Source organism: Paenibacillus sp. MBLB1832 (assembly GCF_032271945.1).
In the GTDB taxonomy this organism is placed as follows: Bacteria; Bacillota; Bacilli; order Paenibacillales; family NBRC-103111; genus Paenibacillus_E; species Paenibacillus_E roseopurpureus.
Genome location: NZ_CP130319.1, coordinates 1,412,241 through 1,430,789, shown reverse-complemented (window position 1 = coordinate 1,430,789; position 18,549 = coordinate 1,412,241). Strand labels below are relative to the sequence as shown.

The window sequence follows — 18,549 nt, the reverse complement described above, 5'->3', positions numbered from 1 at the left end:
CCTTTTCGAATTCCTGACTCCTTACCCCTTCACTGAACCCAGAGTCAAGCCTTGAACGAAGTACCTCTGCAAGAATGGATACACCATCAGGATAGGCAAGGTCGAGATAATGACCGCAGCCATCTTGATTGTCTCTGGAGGAAGCTGTTGCTCGGCTTGAAGCTCATTTGCGATACTCGCGTTGCCCACTAGCGTGGAGGCTTGAATGAGCATCATTTGCAGAACGACCTGCATGGGACGAAGCGTCTCGTTGCTTATGTAGAGAACACCGGCAAAATACGTATTCCAATAGCCGACGGCGTAGAATAGACCGAAGGCCGCTAATGAGGGTAAGGACAACGGAAGCATAATGCGGAAATAAATACCGAAGTCCGAGCAGCCGTCGATCCTTCCCGCATCTTCAAGCTCCGCCGGAATTTCCTCGAAGAAGCTTTTCATCAGAATGATATTCCAGCCTCCAGTCAACGCCGGTAGAATTAACGCCCATATGGTGTTCATCAGTCCGAGGTTCTTGACTAGAATGTAATTAGGAATCATGCCGGCGCTGAAGAGCATCGTAAATACAATGCCCATCAACAAATACTTGCGACCAAGCAGTCGCTTGCGGGATAACGTATAAGCGAGTGTATTACTTATGGCGAGTCCGATCACGGACCCTACCACGGCGAGAAGCCCGCTGACACCCAGGGAGCGGATAAACATTTTCGTTGACATGATATAGCGGTAGGAGGATAGGCTCCACTTCTCGGGAATCAGAATAATCGATTTCGTATGGAACTCCTGAGCATCTGTGAAGGAGACGAAGAAAATGTAGAGAAAAGGAAGAAACGTGATTAATGTAACGAGTGTAAGCATTAGATAGATGAGGCTATCCGCAACCCTTGAACTGGCCTTTGCTTTCATCAGTAGATGCCCTCCTCTCCAAAGCGCTTGCTAAGCTTATTCGCAAGCACTACCAATACAAGACCAATCATTGACTTGAAAATACCGACGGCTGTCGCGAAGCTGAACCGTCCGTTCTGCACCCCGCTTCGATAGGCATACGTATCGAACACATCCGCAACATGAGATACCGGGGAGCTCGTCATTAAATAAATGTGCTCGAAGCCTACTTCAAGAATGGATCCCATTCGTAGAATAAGCAGGATCACAATTATAGACCGAATGCCTGGGAGGGTAATGTGGACTGCTTGCTTCCAGCGATTCGCACCATCGATCTGGGCCGACTCGTACAGCTCGGGATTGATGCCGCTTAGCGCTGCCAGAAAGATAATAGTCCCCCATCCCGCTTCCTTCCAGATTGATTGTGTGGTCAGCATGAACCAGAACGTGTCCGGATTGGAAAGAAAGTTGATCTTAGAATAGCCTGCCTCAACAAGCAATTTGTTTACAACGCCGTCTCCTTGGCTAAACAACAAGTAGCATATCCCGACGATCACGACCCAACTGATGAAGTGAGGCAAATAAATGAGCGTCTGAACGACTCGCTTGAACACTTGCTTCTTGACCTCGTTCAGGAGGAGTGCAAGTATGATCGGCAACGGAAAGAACAGAAAAATATTCATGAGGCTGATCGCAAACGTATTTCGGAAAAGCAATGGAAAGTCCGTATTGCGAAACAACTCTTCGAAATACTTAAAGCCTACCCACTTACTTTCCCAGAAGCCCATATAGGGCGAATAGTCCTTAAAGGCGAGTAACAACCCCCACATGGGCACGTACTTGAATATAAGGAAAAACAACAATCCCGGTGACGCTAACACATACAGTCGATAGTCTCTAATAAGCATTTGAACAAATCCTGGCATTGACGCCGAACGCTTATCAGGTGTTGCGAACTTCTCTTCGACTACGTTATTCATCTTCGTCCCCACCTCCTCTCCACTTGCTTGTCGGTTGATAGCCTAATGGTAGCGGGTGCGGAAAGTATAGAGCAACTTGCGATTTTTCATTCCCATTTATTAATCACATCTAGGAATACGCAAAAAAGGAGATGAGCAAAAAGCCCTCGATTCGCAGAATTTCCGCGCTCGAGGGCCGATTTTGTTACTCTACATTTTTAAGATAATCCTCCCGGTACTGTCCAGGAGTCATCTGTTCCCATTTCTTAAACACTCGGAAAAAATTTTGCGGTAAGTAGCCGATCTGAGCGGCGATCTCTTGTACGGACAAATCGGTTTCTCTCAATAACTGCTTCGCCCGGTTAATTCGAACGTCCGTTAGGTAATCAATAAACGAAGTCTCCATGGTGTTTTTGAAGAGCTTGCTCAGATACTGCGTACTGAGTCCGCATAGCTCGGCACATTGCTCAAGCGAAATATCGTGTTGATAATTCTTGTGTATGAACTCAACGACTTGCTGAATGGCATCCACGTATTGACGGTCCCTGACGTTCAGTATATAGGTGGTGATCGGTCTGGCAAAGTGCTGAACAATCCATCTATTCACATCCTCAAACTTCTGGAGCTTATTCATCTCCGAATAAGGATCGGTCATCTTCCAGTCATCCAGTACCTGATACCCGCTCGAGTAAGCAACACGCAGGGTGCTGGCGAGTAGCTGCGTATACAAAATGCGCACTCGTTCGAATCCAACTTGAGAGGACTGAAGACGAATACTGAATTGCTCCAATGCATGCTCTGCTTTCTCCAAATCCCCTTGACGCAGGGCACTTTCGTACTGTAGCTCGAGATCAAGCGGATAGGAAGTTGGATGAACATCCTGCCATATCCCTTTATCCTGTATCGTCTGATTCGCCCCGATTACAATGCGCGAGCGTAGGGTTGCCTGGGCTGACAAGAACATTTCGTGGAGAGCCGATACTTGTTCCGTTACGCCCGTTACCGTGGCCGTGACTTGCAACTTAAGCAAATTGGCGACAATACGCCTGGTCTCTTCCACAAAGCCCATTCGTCCGTCAGACTCCATCCGTTCGGAATGATCCCACAGCCAGATCGCGATATGCTGATTCAGTAAATTTACAATGATTCCACTGATTGAGTAACTGTGCATCATTTCATGAACAATATTTCTTATTGCGAAAATAATCAGATCACGATCGGACTCCTTATAACGGTTCGTTTCCATTAGAGGCAGATCATACGTTAATAGAAATAACTGATGTCTGGCTTGAACAGGAATCTGATATTTTCTCAACTGATTATCCAATTCATCTTTAGAATAATGAAGGTAAAGCCCTTGAATGAGCTGCAAGGAGAACGTTTCCTGCAGAATTGGAAGTTGCCCATGCAGCTGCTCCATGTACGTCTCCGTCTGCTTCTTCATGTCTAACCAACGTCGCTCGACATCCGCTAGTTCTTCTGTATCTCCAGCCGTTTGACCGTCCTTAATACTGTGAAGCAGGGATCGAATCGGTCGATAAGCCTTTCTTGCTTGGAGGACCACAGATACAAGTCCAATCAAGATGAAGACGATTGATATAAGGATGGTTACATTCGCAATTCCATGGGACTTGGCATTTAGCTCACTTACCGGAATTAAATCGATGTAGCTCCAGTTGTAGAGAGGCGATTTGGTGGAGCTCACCAAATACCGAATCCCGTTGTACGGATCGGTGTAGTAGTTCCCTTCTGGATGAGGCGCAAGCTCATCAATGGACTTGAGTTGTTCGGCTGACAAACGATTGGAAGTTGTGGCAACAACATTCCTCCCGGCATCCATGATGGCGAGCACTTCATCTTTGTAAAGCCTTGATCTGGCAAGAGTGTCCGCAAAAAGTTGTGAATTCACATTTACAATTAGCATCCCAATCGGATCACTTACAGAAAGAGGGATACTGATCATAAGTGATATGCCGGAATATTGAGCATTCGGAGTCATTCGGTACTGTCCGAATACCCATTGCAGTCCCTTGCCAGCATGTAACCTGTCCTCAAAGAGATGACGATCGATTAAGCTTTCCGTTCGATAACCTCCATATGCGCCTGACAAAAGAAACCGATTACGAATATAAAGAGAGACATCCGCAACATCGCGATTATTATTTTTGAAGGCGTTCAAAGATGCCGAAAGACTATAAGTGAGACTGGCGTCGTTCTGAGACAAGTTGTCGTCTAAGTTATTACTGTAAGGGTAGACCGACAGCATCTGTAAGGCAGCATTCTGTATGCTTTGCAGCTTCTGATCAATAGCTTGAGCTGACGATTGAAGGACGTTGGAGTTGGCTCGGCTAATTTCCTTCTGCAGGACTGAAGCCGAATACCAATAGCTGCCAAGGCCAACGGCTAATGTAGCGATAACTGTCGCAATTAAGGACGAATAAATCATACGGTGCAGAAAGGAGCGGCGGTTGAATAGTCTCTTTCTTACCCTATCCAGCTCATTACCTGGTTTCAATTGGCACCCCCCTGATATTCGCACATGTGTTCAACCTTATTGTATGAATTTGCGAGTAACCGGTCAATTTAAAAAAAGTTACTTTCGATCCGTATAGGTACCATGGCTTCCGATGGCTTGGCCCCGATTAGGATATCGTACAATTCACTATGGGTTTGTCTCATAAACTGAACCATGGAGGGATAAGGCTTATGACGCCCATCTACGATACCGATCTGCGAGCATTCTCCATCAAGCCGACCTGTGAATGACTGATCATTAAGTATAAAATAGTGCATGCCCAGCACTTCGGACATTTCCGCACACTTTTCCACGTAATAACGATAAGCCTTGCCCCGTTCCTCCTGATTGGCTACAGACTTCAGCCCCGTCGTAGGCAACCCGGCGTCAGGGGCTCCGAAGTGATATTCACCGATGAGGACAGGTTTGCCGGTTCGTTCATAAATAAGTGCGATTTCACGCAAATTAGGCTCGAAGCCGTAACAATTGAGTGAGAACACGTCGAAATACGCACAGCCGTTCAGCACAAGCTCCGTCGAGATCCAGGCATATCGCATGCCGAGATTTAAATGGTGCGGATCGACCTTCTTAAGCTCGAGTGCAGGCACTTTGACAAATTGTTCGATCATACGACCGGTAAATTCGAACAAATCCTCATCCGCCTTGCCCTGGAAATCTTGGTGACTCCAATCCATGATATCTTCAAACGATGCAAGCTCTGTTCTCCATTCCGCGTTTAACAGGCTTAGGTTATCTTCATACTTGGCTCTTAAATATTCAAGCAGCTTACTCTTACTGGCGAAGGGATATGACGAGCGGAACATCTCCCTTGCCAAGTTCATGTGACCCGCATACGCCCAATTCGGCTCGTTGCTCATGAAATAGCCGATTAGCAGCCGATCCTCGCGAAGCGCTTCAAGCTGAACAGCATATATCTCGGACAGCTGTCGATATTCTTCTGAGAAAACATCAGGGAAATCGCGAAAGATGCAGCGCTCCGTCCTCGGAAAGCCAGCGAGTGGATACACATACGGCATCCCCGCCTGCTTGATAAAATCCGGATGAGACCAATTCGCGACGGTATTAACTCCCCACTCCTTCAGCCGGCTTCTTGTAAGCTGGATCCACTTCGTCTTCCATTCTTCACCGAAAGCGCGAATCAGATTGGCAATGGCAAAACTAAATAAGCTGCTACTGGTTGGCTCATGGATTTGCCAAGCATCCTTGTAGAGTGGATCGTCCTGATTCGGGAGCCAATCAAAGAGAGGCTCGAGTCCCGTCACCATGCCATATTCGCCTGGGCGTACTCCGTCCAATCCTACTGAGAAAAAGCCGCAACCGTCCGGGTCGACAAGCCACCAACGTCCACCCTTATCCTGGTCAACTCGAAAATAGCCCGTTGCCCGAAAACGTTTTGCTACAAAACCCCCGAATGCGTTACGATTACGATCATACTTATCCTCCTTCGCCGCGAAGAGTTCATCACGCAACCGACTGATCATGTCCGATTCCGAGGAAAGTTTGTTTGACCAATCCGCGTTTTTCAGCTGCCCAAGCTTATCGAGGATCGGCTCAACCGCCCGAACGGAGTGAATCGTGGAATTGGGAGATAGACGGAGTCGATGAATAACGAACCGTTGGGGTTTATGAAACGGAAGAATTCGAATGACTAACCCGCAGATGAGCGAACGATCGGTTTGTCTGCCTTCGACAAGCGATTTTAAGCGTCCGGGAGATCTCGGCAAGAACGCCAGCTGATTATCTGTCAGTTGAAGGTCGTAGCTCGTAACGAGGTGGGTCATAGGCAGGAACGAAGTCCTCAATCGAATCGGAGGCTGCTCCTCCTCGCCTGGTTCCTGCTGAAGATGAAATTCAATCTGCAAGGTAAGCTGTCCAGAGTTCCGATTCTCAAGTTCCAATTCAAGAAAGTGATTGGTAACAAAATCCTCGAGACCAAGCGCGACTATCCTTCCTCCCGCTTCACCGGTGTGGATTAACCAACCGCCTTCCTCTGTCTGTTCCAGCTGCAAATCGCCGCTTGCCTTGAAAAGCTGCATATTGTCTGCCCCCTTCGCCACATCATCGATATTCAAAATTAAGCGCCCCCCGCATGGCGATCGGGGCCATACGGGAGGCTGTCTTACTCGTTATTTGGTGATGGTTAGTACAGGTCTCATTAACAAATCTACATTTTCCCCCGAACCGTATTCAACTTGGCCCGATGAGGAAAAAGGTGTCGTGCTGACAACCTTAATAGATATTTGCTTGCCGCTGCTAAGCGCGCTTTGAACCTGCGAAGTAACGTCGATCGTAATCGGACTGCCTCCTGTAATGGTGTACGATCCAAGGACAGTTGAGCCTGCCGGACGCGTATTCCACGTGATCGTGCCTTCCGACCAGCTATTGTCCGCTACTAGCAGCACGTTATGAGTAATTCCCGACTGCCCGGTTAACGTCGGAGTCAATACAATCGCTGCAGCCGAAACGCTGTTGGCATAGGAGCTAAAATTAAATTTGAAATACCCTTCCCGCAAATAGCTGGTACCGTCATTCTTAACCGTTACGGTCGTAGCAGTGGTTCCGGATTGATTGGTTGCGGCATAGCTGCCGTCCCGTACCGCGGCATCGTCGGTTGCCGTGAAGGCGGACAATACCTTGAATCCGATTACGGCGCCTGCCGGTACTCCAATCGTCGCCGTAAGTGTGCCGCCGCTGACACTGGCAAGCTGGATATTCCGAACCGCTGTTGCATCATTAGCGGTTGAAGCCTCATAGATGGCAAGTGCGGCCGTTCCATTCGGCAGCCCTGTATTCGTTAACGTGACGCTTGCCGTATTGGCAACGGTATCACTATTGACGAGAACCCCGATTTGTTCGCCATTCGAATTGACGGCTCCAAGCGCACTTGTGATCGTTGAGAAGGAAGTACTCTTCACGCTGCTGTCACCATTGCCGAGCCCCAGATCCTTGGACATAAGCCGGTACGTCTTCGCTTTCGGGGAAAAGGCACCGTCTTTATAGAAATACCAGAATGGATATGTCGCGCTGTATCCACTAACTTTGAATAAATAGGCTCCCTCAGTCCCTACGCTGAACATATCCGTAAGCTTCTGACCGACATAGGAGATGGTCTCATCTCCCATGGTGTTAATCGGCGTTCCCCCGCCGTAAGTGCCAGTTTGTCCAGCATTATAATTCCATTCCGTGACATAGACAGGAAAGTTCGATTTTCCGCCATATTGGAGCGCCTTGGCACGCCAACTATTAACGGCAGTGGATATTTTGTCCGTTCCGTTATATACATGCATCGAGGCGAATTCAAGATTATCTCTATTACGGGGATCCGAAAATATATAACTTAAATAATCCGGCCACGTAGTCCCAGAGGCCAGTGCCGGGCCTCCGATCTTAATCGTCTTTTGAGGATCAACGGATCGGAGCGCATTGGTGACATGATAGAAGATATCATTGTATGCGTCTGCTTTGGTTGTATAGGGACTGCCCATTCTCGTGAAGGCGGATTCATTATCCGGTTCGTTCCATACCTCAACCCATGAAATTCGGTCCTTGTAGTGTTGAATCACTTTTTTTACAAGATCCTCGTAGACATCCCAATCCTTGGGCACTCCAACTTCCGTCCCGCTATAAGTAAGCCAAGTTGGCGCTTTGGTCACGAGAAGCATCATCTTCTGACCCGTACTCTGCCACGCGAAATTTGCGTCCATAATCGACCAATTCCACGTTGAAGGATCTTGAATACTGTTCACATTGTTCTTATAATCGTCTAGCGTGATCGTTGTGAACATCTTGTGCAACGCTGTTTCCGTACGTACGGTCCTAAATCCAATATCAGTGACCTGCTGTGCATATTGCGGAGTGGCTCCGCCTCCGTTACCGCCGAATACTTCCGGGTGACCGGTGGCTACAGCAGTCGCATAGTCAATCGATACCGTACCAGCCGCGGCCGAGACTGAGCTAACAGGAATGGCGCCTAGAAACAGCACGGCCGCAGCTAGCAATACTCCTGTGGTTTGCTTAACCTTTCGCTTCATCGTAAACATATAACATCTTCCTTTCTTCATCGTGGATTCAATAGTTGTTGATTCAAGCAACACACTGATGTCTCATACTCCTCTTCCGTTTAACCTCCCCCCCCTCACCTTGAGTTGCTCTGATTTTATCTTTGATAAAGACTGTCGCTCAACTCCCTGTTTTTAACTCTCCTTTTTTAAACCACCAACGCATCATAATAAAAAACGCTATATGAAAGTCGACAAGCCGACTCGTTGCATGACCTCCTTAGCGGTTGACGCAGCCGGGATTTCAATTTGCCTACCGCTTAGCGCTTATCTTCCTTTTGTCAATGCAACATTGGTCAGTTGAGCGGTTTGGTAGGTAGCATAGTCTCGGAGTGCAACGACTGTAGCTGGATCAGCAACCGATAAACCTGCGAAAATATCGTGGTGGGGCGCTTGGAATGAGGATCAAGGTCCTGACGAGATGATCAAGGAATTCAACAAAAAATTTCCCAAGATCAAGGTGGAATACGTCAAATTCGCCAACACTGATGAAGGGAATGTCAAGGTAGATACCTCTCTAATTGCAGGTCATGAAATTCGCAGGCGGTTACCGCTTCAAGACATCGCCCCACAAATCGAGAACACCGCTTCCTTCTGCAACGCATTCAAAAAAAGCCGAGGGCTTTCACGATTCATTCATTTGATACATAGAGTGGTCTGCCTGCTGAATCAACTCATCCAACTGAGGTGACTCCATCCCCGTTGAATCCGCTTCCCCAATAGAGCAGGTAAGAGAGCAGTTCACCCTTGACAACACCCTCAACTATCCCTTACACTAAATTAGTACCTAGTACTAATACTTGATACCAAAAGGAGTGTCAACCATGCCTTCCTCTCTGCCCTTGCAAGCTCGCCTCACCGCCATCGGCACTTATGTGCCATCGCGTATTCTGACGAACGAGGAACTTTCTCACTGGGTGGATACGAACGATGAATGGATTGTGCAGCGCACTGGCATTCGCGAGCGCCGCATCGCGGAGGAGCATGAGTTCACCAGCCACCTCTGCATCGCTGCTGTAAACAACATGCTGACGAGGTATCCCGACGCGCTCACGAACGTCGAGCTCATCATCGTCGCTACACATACACCAGATCTATCTTCTACGCCTGTGGCGTGTCTCGTTCAAGCTCATTTCGGCCTCGCGCACACTGGCGCCTACGATCTGAACGCAACCTGCGCGGGCTTCACCTACGCGCTTCATACCGCAAGCGCGCTCGTCTCCGCCGGCGCGCATCGCAAAATTCTTGTGATCGGGGCTGATGCCCTATCCAAGATTACAGACTACTCCGACCGTTCCACCTGCATCTTATTCGGTGATGGAGCTGGCGCCGTCATCGTTGAACATGATGCGGAGCAGCCTTCCTTCCTCGCGCATCATATCGGCTCAGATGGAACGGGCGCGAAGCACGTGTATCGTACTGGACTAGCCGCAGATTTAAACGGAGCTCCCCTGATCGGCAATGGCAAGCTTGTCCAAAATGGCCGTGAAGTCTATCGCTTCGCTGTTTCCACAGTCCCGCAGGGCATTGAGCAATTGCTCATCAAGAGCGGTCTATCCACCAGCGATATCGACTGGTTCATCCCACACAGCGCCAATCTGCGAATGATTGATTCGATTTGTGAGAAGAGCGGTATCCCGATCGAACAAACACTCTACAGCCTCGAATACTTCGGCAACACGTCCGCGGCCTCCATTCCGCTTGCGCTGGATCTGGGCATTCGCGAAGAGAAAGTACAAGATGGCGACACGATGTTGCTCTATGGCTTTGGCGGCGGCTTGACGCATGCTGGCTTAATTATTCGATGGGGGTAGCAGCAAGCGAAAGCGAAATAGGGAAAGTCAAGCTCACTCCCCCTCAATGACTTCCCTATTTCGAATAATATCCAGAAAATCGATCCGCCCCCCTTTGGCTTGCATCGCCATCTGCAACGCTTCGACATGATCACCAATGCCTGAACGAATCCCCTCGCGACTCGCCTCATTCTTGACTCCCTTGCTGCTAGTACTCGCAGCTGCGGGCTTTACACTGGTAGGCGCTGTGATGCGCAGGCCCGCCAGAACGGCGTGGGTATGTGCTTTGGGCGATACCATAAGTTCAGACTGGTCGACAATTTGGAGCGCTTTGCGTGAAATCGCATGAGGAACGTCCGCGAGGGAGTTCACATACAAATCGGTTCGATTGAGCGAAACATTCAGAAAATGCTTCATCACGGTATTCGTATCCCACTGGGAAAAGGGCGGCGTATACGGTGTGACATTGTTAAGCGCAATATCAGACCCTTTCTCGATATCCTGAATAAAAGGAATCAGCTTTTCCGCCGCAACGATCTGGTTGCCTTCCAGAAAAAGCAAAATATCGGATTTCGATCTCTTGGTTCCAATCGCCCTTCCTACATCCTGACCGATGAAATCCCGGTAAAGAACGACCTGCCCCTTGGCATTCGCTCTTACCCTCTCTAACGTTCGGTCCGTCGAACCGTGCACAATCACGATGAGCTCCTCAAGCGCAAGACGCTGCAGCTGCTCCAACACTTGCACAATCGTGCCCTCCGCATTGGAAACGGTGACAATGGCCCCGACCGTACGCTTCGTTGGAAGGAGCACCCAATTCGGCGGTTCCTTTTTTAACACTTTGCTGACACCAGAGATAAATCCTTTAGAAGCCTCCACATAGTTGGGCAGCTCAGCTAGCCTTGGCTGGGTTTTATACCATTTTACCCAAGCATCGCTCAGTACCTTGTTCTGAAAGACGCGCTGGCTTGCGCGCAAAGTAGTCGCATAGCTGGTTCCAGCTTGCAAGCCCTTGCTCCGCCAGAAATGCTGCGAACGTGTGAGTGTGCTGTCTCGTTTTAAGAGGGTTGTAGCTGCTGAAGTCATCAGCTCCCCGCGTTTGCTTTTTCGCTTGATGGGTGCCTGTTTCTTCGATGGCTTCTTACTTTTGGACTTCACGAACTCACCTCAACTTTTCTCTTTTTCGAGTCTTATCCAGGAGATGAGCCCTCGCATCTGTGGCTTGGATAAGCCAGCCAATCGCTTCCAAATGATCTCCCAGGATGAGGTCGCCGACAGGATCACCTGGCGTTGCATGCGTTCGAACACGATTTCGATTCCCGACTTCAATGTAATGTGGGGCACGAATACGAAGACCGCTTTGGATCGCAATCGTTTGTGCCAGCGGTGGAATAGCAAGATTCTCGGCTCCTATGGTTTGGAGAGCCCTCCGGCTAATCGCATGAGGAATGGAAGTCATGGAGTTGCCTTGCAAATCGGCGCGAGATAGGATCGCATTTAAGGCATATTTCGCCAGAACAACCCGATGAATTTCCTTATTCGATGTGTTGCCGTTATATTTATTCAGGGCGACATCCACCCCCTGTTCCACCGCTTGAATGAGCGGAATCATTTCCTTCGCGGGGATAATGAAATCAGCATCAACGAAAAGTAGGATATCGCCTTTCGCTTCTTTGGCACCTAAACTGCGGCCGACATCATGGCCTAATCGGTGTGGAAATGAAAAGACTCTTGCGCCAGCTCGCTCCGCAATTTCTTTACTCCCGTCCGTGGAGCCGTTCTCGATAACGATGACTTCCGTATGTTTATGCACGAGAAATGCTTGCCGAATGACCTTGGCCAAGGTCGCAGCCTCGTTGCAGACTGGGATAATGACAGAGACAACAGGTGGCGGTGAAGGCGCAGATGAGCTAGGAGAAACCTGTTCAGCGTCTAATTCAACCTTGTTATCACTCATGCGGTTCAACTCCTGACCGTGGCGGAATACCTGCTTTACACATTCTATGATGCTTTTGGGAATTGGGCAGGGCAGAAGCCGCGATTGCACAACTTCTATTGGATTTTTGTCAGGATGGCTGTCTCGAAATAATCCACCTGCAAGAAGAAATCGAGCGCAGAGCGCCAATCGCGCATCGGTGTAAAGCCCTTCTCGCACATCGCCTTCTGTGCAAAAGCCGAGTACATCGGCCGTGCTGCAGGTGAAGTCAGGAAGGCATCAGTAGGAACAGGTTTCAAGGTAACTTGTGATAACAAACCTGCGGTTGTCAGAATGTGCTCGGCAAATTCATAACGGGAACATATCCCTTCATTGGACGCATGATAGAGACCATAACGATCGGTGGCGATGAGATCTCGCATGAAGAGAGCAAGGTCTAAGCAATAAGTGGGCGAACCGAACTGATCATCCACAATGGAAATGGCCTGATCCCTACGAGCTTTTTCCAATACTTTAGTTACAAAATTCGTTCCCTTCGTCCCATATAACCAGGAGGTTCGGACAATAAAATGCTTCGCACACGTCATGCTAACGAACTTCTCTCCGAGCAGCTTGGAATGCCCGTATACACTGAGGGGATTAGGAATATCCTGCTCGTCATACGGGGATAATTTCGTCCCGTCGAATACATAATCCGTGCTCACATAGACAAGCTTGGCACCTATTCGTTCACACGCTTTAGCAACATGCAAAGCGCCCATGGCATTCACTTGGAAAGCCGCCTCTTTCTCCCTTTCAGCTCCGTCCACATTCGTAAAGGCAGCAGCATGAATGACAACGTCTGGCCGCTGCGCGAGCAGCAGGTCGAGGACGGCTTGTTCCTGAGTAACATCCAAGCTGGCTCTAGCAACGCCGATGATGCGATGGAGCGGACCCATGACACGCATAAGGTCATACCCTAACTGCCCACCCGCTCCTGTAATCAGAATGTTCATGAGGGATCCTCTTCCTTATGGCATCGGTACGAGCCATCAGCAATACGGGCACACCATGCCGTTTCTTGGACATACCAATCCAGCGTCTTCGCAAGTCCTTGCTCAAACGAATACGCAGGTGCCCAGCCTAGCTCCCGATGTATCTTCGAGCTATCCATCGCATATCTGCGATCATGCCCCAAGCGATCCGTAACGTATTGAATTAATTGCTCCGATTTGCCTAGCAGCGCTAAGATCCGCTTTACAACCTCCACATTCGTTCGTTCATTTTGACCGCCGATGTTGTACACTTCTCCAGGAACACCAGCGGCGATCACTCGTTCAATGGCAGAACAATGATCCTCAACGTACAGCCAGTCTCGAACATGTAAACCATCACCATAGAGGGGAATGATGCCATCACGAAGGGCGCGGGTGATCCCAAGGGGAATCAGTTTTTCGGGAAATTGACGGGGGCCGTAATTGTTGGAACAGCGGGTAATGACAGCGGGAAAGCCATAGGTTTCATAGTAGGCGCGGACGAGTAAATCGGAGCCCGCTTTGCTAGCGGAATAAGGAGAGTTCGGAGCGATTGGCGTCATTTCACTGAATGCCCCTTCATCTCCAAGGGAGCCATATACTTCATCCGTGGAAATATGAATAAACTTCTTCACTTGCCGTTGTCGTGCAGCTTCAAGCAAGATTTGAGTTCCCATCACATTCGTCATCACGAAGCCGCCAGGGTGCTCAATACTGCGATCTACATGCGATTCCGCTGCAAAATGAACGACCACATCTATCCCTTGCAGGAGCCTCATCATAAGCGCCTCATCGCTGATACTGCCATGAACGAACGCATATCCTAATTGCCCTTCCATCATGCGAAGGTTATCCCGATTACCTGCATACGTAAGTGCATCAACATTCACGATACGATCCTCAGGGTGATGTTCCTTCCAATAGTGAATAAAATTGCTTCCAATAAAGCCCATACCGCCCGTCACTAGCAATGATTGCATATTAACCGTTCTCCTTCCTAACGAATACAGAAGCTTGGAAGAGCGATTCATGTGTACCCGCGTCGATCCACCAACCCTTGAGAATCCTATGATTCAACGTGTGGGTTGCGGCATAGACATTATTCACATCAGTGATTTCCATTTCTCCTCTTGTTGAAGGAGATTGCCCTTTAATAATGTCAAACACTGAAGAATCATAGAGATAGATGCCCGTTACGGCATAGGGCGAGTCAGGGTGCTCCGGCTTCTCAACAATGACATCCAAGCGACCATGACTCATCGTAGCTACGCCATATCTGCGAGGGTCCTCCACCTCTTTCAGAAGGACCATCGCTCCTGTCTCTTGTGTCCGATAGACTTCGATCATCGGTAGAAGCGAATCTTCAAATAAGTTATCTCCGAGCATGACGACGAATTTCTGACCGCGCTGGATAAAATCCTCCGCTAAACCTAACGCTTGCGCGATACCGCCTGCCTGCTCTTGGATCTTGTACGTCAATTGAACGCCGAATCGGTCTCCGCTCCCCAAATAATCGACGAATAGCCCCGCTGATTGTCTCCCTGTAATGACAAGGATATCTTGAATACCTGCATTTCCTAGTTTCTCAATGGCATATTGAATCATCGGCTTTTCACCAACGGGAAGCAAATGCTTATTGATCATCTGCGTTAAAGGTCGTAACCGGCTTCCTGTTCCTCCTGCAAGTACAACACCTTTCACACGTCATCCCCCTCAACAACCACTCGAATCTCAAGTGTCATCCTCATTTCTCCTATCATATGCTTAGGTAATTTACAGAAATTGGACGATTTGCCCTCCCTTGAAAATTGGTTATCCAACTATCACACGGGTTACCTGGGGGGAAACAACAAAAAACGGCAATCCCGCATAAACTGCGAAACACCGTTTTATCAGAGTCATCATGCAGAAAGCTGATCATTGCCTTATTGACTTTGACCAATTGCCATCCAATTCACGATCCCTTTTTGATCATTGGAGAACTTCGCACGCACAATGGAAAGTAGCGCGCTTTTCGTTGACTTTGCACTAACAATGACATAGGAAGCGGGATGATTCGTGATCGCTGTCAGCACATAGTTCTCATTCGCATATTCCTCTTCGAAATGGAGCACAAGCTCAATCGTCTCATCCTGGATCTTCATTTCAAACGGCTCCAAACCAAACTGTTGCAAAATATTTCTTTGTTTGGAGGATGTCCGGAGAACATTATCTGCAAATTTCGTGACGGTCAACGAAGCATCGGCAAGATGCTCATTCGTGACAACTCCTGGTTGCAGCTTGCTTCCATCAATACTGCCAGGTGCAAGATGCGGATTCTGGACAGATCCATTCGCCAGCTTCTTACTATCGACACTGCCATCTGCGAGTTTGGCTGTAACGACCGCTCCACCCGCAATTTTACTGCTGTCCACACTTTCAGGCGACAGCTTTGCCCCCGTTACCGCTTCATTGGCAAGGTGTTCACGATTCACGGCGCCTTGCACCAGTTTGCTGCTGTCTACGCTGTTTGACGCAAGCTTATCAACGGTGATTGCACCCGCTTGCAGGTGCTCATTTTGAACGGCATCCACAGTTAGTTTACTACTGTCAATACTGCCATTAACCAGTTTCGTGCCTTCAATAGAGCCATTCGCAAGATGGGCGCCTGTAACAGAACTTAAAGCAATCTTTAAACCATCCACGATAAAGTCCGATAAATGCTCGCGTTGAACCGCCCCGTACATTATCTTACTGTTATCCACACAGCCAGGCGCCAACTTGGTGGCATCCACGATGCCCTCGATCAAATGCTCTCCACTTACCGAACCGACAGCCAGTTTGCTTCCATCGACGCTGCCAGGCGCCAATTTTACGCCAAATACTGCGTGATCGGCAAGATGATAGTTATTCACCGAGCCAGAAACGATTTTAGAGCTGTCTACGGAATTAACAGCCAGCTTTTCACTGTCGATCGCACCGGCAACAAGATGCTGATTACTCACAGATCCGTGCGCTAGCTTCGTCCCTTTCACTAGACCAGGCGGCAAATGTTCGTCTGTGATTGCGCCTGACATAATTTTCGAGCTGTCGATGCTATCATTGGCCAGTTTGCTGCCAACAACGGCACCGTCTGCCAGATGCTCACTTTGAATCGCACGATTAGCAACCTTAGCGCTATTCACTGTGCCGTCTGCCAAATGCCGTGCTACGACCGCACCTGCAGCAAGCTTGCTGCCATGCACACTTTCATTGGCAAGCTTTGAGGCCGTAATGGCTCCATCCAGGATATGCTCAGCGCTAACCGCTTTGTTCGCAATGATGCGACTGGTTACACTTCCATCCGTCAATTTATCTTCCGTCACAACACGATCCTTCAATTTCGCGTTTGTGATGGCTTGCTTGGCAATGCTCTCCGAGGAAACTGACTCCGCCTGAAGGTGCCGAGTTCCTACAGCGCCATTCGCCAGCTTATCTTCCGTGACTGCTCCGTCAGCGATCGTCTCTGTCGAGATGGCGCTTTCCTTCAGCTTCGTTCCGACCAGACTTCGATCCTCAAATACATCAAGTGTAATGGAACCCTGAGCTAGATGATCCGAGGTAATAGATCCTCTCTTAATATGAAGTCCCTCAATAATATCTTCTTGCAAATGACGTGATTCAATCGACATCGAGGCAATTTTCGCCGTCGTGACAGCTTCTTCGGCCAGTTTACTTGTTGTCACTGTTTCTTCTTGAATATGTCTGGTCACGATCGCTTCGTCTGCAATATGATTGCGATGAATCGCTTGCGAATCGATCTGCTGATCACCAATGGCTCCCTTGGCAATGTGCCCGCTCGCTATAATTTCATCCTGAAGATGCGTTGAGAGTATGCTGCGATTCGCGATTTTACTTGAAGTGACACTTTCGTCCTTCAGTTTGGAATTAGTCACACTGCCTTCGGCCAGCTTATCAGTTTGGACAGCGCCAGCAGCCAGCTTGGAACTGGATATCGCATGATCTTCCAAATGTTCGGTTTGGATCATATTGGAACCAATATGCTTGGATTCAACAGCTCCCGGTGCCAGTTTCTCTGCCGTAACAGCACTATCTTGCAATTTGCTGTTCGTAATCACGTTATCGGTCAAGTGGACAGACTCCACGACTTGTGAAGTCAAATGGCGGCTGGAAATGATATGATCGCTCAGTTTCTGTACGGTAATCGCACCGTCCTGGATAAGCTTCGTATCGATCGCGCCTTCCCCAATGTGCTGAGTCTGGATCGCTTGATTCGTAATGTGGTAACTCGTCACTTCGGCAGCATCAATATGGTGACCTTTAATAACTGCTTGCGAGAGATGTTCCGACTCGATGGCTTTGGGTGCCAGTTTCGTGCTCGTAACGGACTCATCAGCCAGAGTGTCACTCGTAATCGATCCATTCTCCAAATGCGCCGAAGAGATAATTTGTCCCTTAATATGTGTGGCATTAATGCTGCCAATCCCCAATTTGTTTTCGGTTATCGCATGATCCCTGATTTTGTCGGAGGTGACCGATGCATCCATTATCTTAGCTGTATCAATAATATGATTGGCCAAATGCTTTGTCTGCACAGCGCCGCTAAAAATTTTATCCGACGTAACCGCCTGATGATCAATCAATTGGCTTGTAATAATAAATTCAGATAAATGCTGCGGCAAAATCGCTTGATCCGCCAGTTTGGTGGAATCAATTGCGTGATCGGCAATTTTGGCTGCTGTAATGCTATCGTCTAACAATTTCGCGCCAGATATCGAGTTTTCTTGAATTTTATCTCCTGAAATGCTGTTTGGAGCCACATGCTCGTCGTGGATGGCATGATTCGAAATTTTCGAACGAGTTACACTTCCCTGCGCCAATTTGGACTGCTCAACAGCCAAGTCCTTGATCGACCTAGCACCGATACTGAACGGTTTGATTTTCGTATCATCGATGGACCGGCTTGCAATTTTATCCCATGTGATTGCTTCATTCACAATGTCATCGGTATAGATAACCGGTTCAATGAACTTCCCCGTTTTACGCTCGATTAACAAGTCGTCTGGCTTCTCATTTTCATTCGCTTTTGGCACCTCTGGGGCCTTGGCCGGCGTTGCCTTTTCCACCGCAGAAATAAGGGGTTTCGGCTTGGGCAGATCTTCGATCTTCTCCGTCCTAACCAGCGGTTCGTCGAGCCATTTCAATTCATTCAAGCTTGCGTTCACTTTGTGTACATTCGCCTTTTGGTTGTTGGTACTGGGGATGCTGTTGGTGCTGCGATTGATGATATTCTTACGCTTACTCATAGGACTCCTCTCCATTCACGAAGGATTACTCATGGTAACATATTCATTCTTAGCCTAATGAGTACATTAGCCCTGAAAAATGTGCGC

General features: G+C 48.6%; 12 protein-coding genes. 1 reads left to right on the top strand and 11 read right to left on the bottom strand.

Annotated features, from left to right (window positions below; all coding sequences use genetic code 11):
* Positions 1 to 21: 21 nt before the first annotated feature.
* The 5 genes from MJB10_RS06525 to MJB10_RS06505 form a co-directional block, all read right to left on the bottom strand.
* Positions 22 to 903, bottom strand: coding sequence for a carbohydrate ABC transporter permease (locus MJB10_RS06525; protein WP_314802754.1), 882 nt, complete (start codon positions 901 to 903; stop codon positions 22 to 24).
* Positions 903 to 1,862 carry an ABC transporter permease gene (locus tag MJB10_RS06520; RefSeq protein WP_397386578.1) on the bottom strand — a complete coding sequence of 320 codons (960 nt, stop codon included), beginning with the start codon at positions 1,860 to 1,862 and terminating at the stop codon, positions 903 to 905. The genes MJB10_RS06525 and MJB10_RS06520 overlap by 1 nt, the downstream gene beginning before the upstream one ends.
* A 184-nt stretch (positions 1,863 to 2,046) precedes the next feature.
* A complete protein-coding gene (locus MJB10_RS06515; protein ID WP_314802752.1) occupies positions 2,047 to 4,356 on the bottom strand; it encodes an AraC family transcriptional regulator in 2,310 nt (769 codons plus the stop codon).
* A gap of 68 nt (positions 4,357 to 4,424) precedes the next feature.
* Positions 4,425 to 6,449: a hypothetical protein gene (locus MJB10_RS06510; RefSeq protein ID WP_314802750.1), complete on the bottom strand. Its 2,025-nt coding sequence runs from the start codon at positions 6,447 to 6,449 to the stop codon at positions 4,425 to 4,427.
* Between the two features lie 54 nt (positions 6,450 to 6,503).
* On the bottom strand, positions 6,504 to 8,408 hold the full coding sequence (locus MJB10_RS06505) for a CBM96 family carbohydrate-binding protein (RefSeq protein WP_314802748.1): 1,905 nt from the start codon (positions 8,406 to 8,408) through the stop codon (positions 6,504 to 6,506).
* Between the two features lie 851 nt (positions 8,409 to 9,259).
* On the opposite strand from MJB10_RS06505, the gene MJB10_RS06500 reads away from it, so the two are divergent.
* On the top strand, positions 9,260 to 10,249 hold the full coding sequence (locus MJB10_RS06500) for a ketoacyl-ACP synthase III (RefSeq protein ID WP_314802746.1): 990 nt from the start codon (positions 9,260 to 9,262) through the stop codon (positions 10,247 to 10,249).
* Positions 10,250 to 10,282: 33 nt separating this feature from the next.
* Here the strand turns inward: MJB10_RS06500 and MJB10_RS06495 are convergent, their stop codons facing one another.
* The 6 genes from MJB10_RS06495 to MJB10_RS06470 all read right to left on the bottom strand — a co-directional run bounded on the left by MJB10_RS06495 (position 10,283) and on the right by MJB10_RS06470 (position 18,462).
* Positions 10,283 to 11,386 (bottom strand): glycosyltransferase, encoded by a 1,104-nt coding sequence (locus MJB10_RS06495; RefSeq protein WP_314802744.1) that lies wholly within the window; start codon positions 11,384 to 11,386, stop codon positions 10,283 to 10,285.
* 4 nt (positions 11,387 to 11,390) lie between these two features.
* The gene (locus MJB10_RS06490) at positions 11,391 to 12,185 is read right to left on the bottom strand and encodes a glycosyltransferase family 2 protein (protein ID WP_314802742.1); all 795 of its coding nucleotides are present in this window, start codon (positions 12,183 to 12,185) and stop codon (positions 11,391 to 11,393) included.
* A gap of 95 nt (positions 12,186 to 12,280) precedes the next feature.
* Positions 12,281 to 13,159, bottom strand: coding sequence for a dTDP-4-dehydrorhamnose reductase (rfbD, locus tag MJB10_RS06485; protein WP_314802740.1), 879 nt, complete (start codon positions 13,157 to 13,159; stop codon positions 12,281 to 12,283).
* Positions 13,156 to 14,157, bottom strand: coding sequence for a dTDP-glucose 4,6-dehydratase (rfbB, locus tag MJB10_RS06480; protein WP_314802739.1), 1,002 nt, complete (start codon positions 14,155 to 14,157; stop codon positions 13,156 to 13,158). The genes rfbD and rfbB overlap by 4 nt, the downstream gene beginning before the upstream one ends.
* Before the next feature lies 1 nt (position 14,158).
* Entirely contained in the window at positions 14,159 to 14,878 is a 720-nt protein-coding gene (locus MJB10_RS06475; RefSeq protein WP_314802738.1) for a sugar phosphate nucleotidyltransferase, read from the bottom strand.
* 224 nt (positions 14,879 to 15,102) lie between these two features.
* On the bottom strand, positions 15,103 to 18,462 hold the full coding sequence (locus MJB10_RS06470; protein WP_314802737.1) for a WIAG-tail domain: 3,360 nt from the start codon (positions 18,460 to 18,462) through the stop codon (positions 15,103 to 15,105).
* Between the last annotated feature and the right edge of the window lie 87 nt (positions 18,463 to 18,549).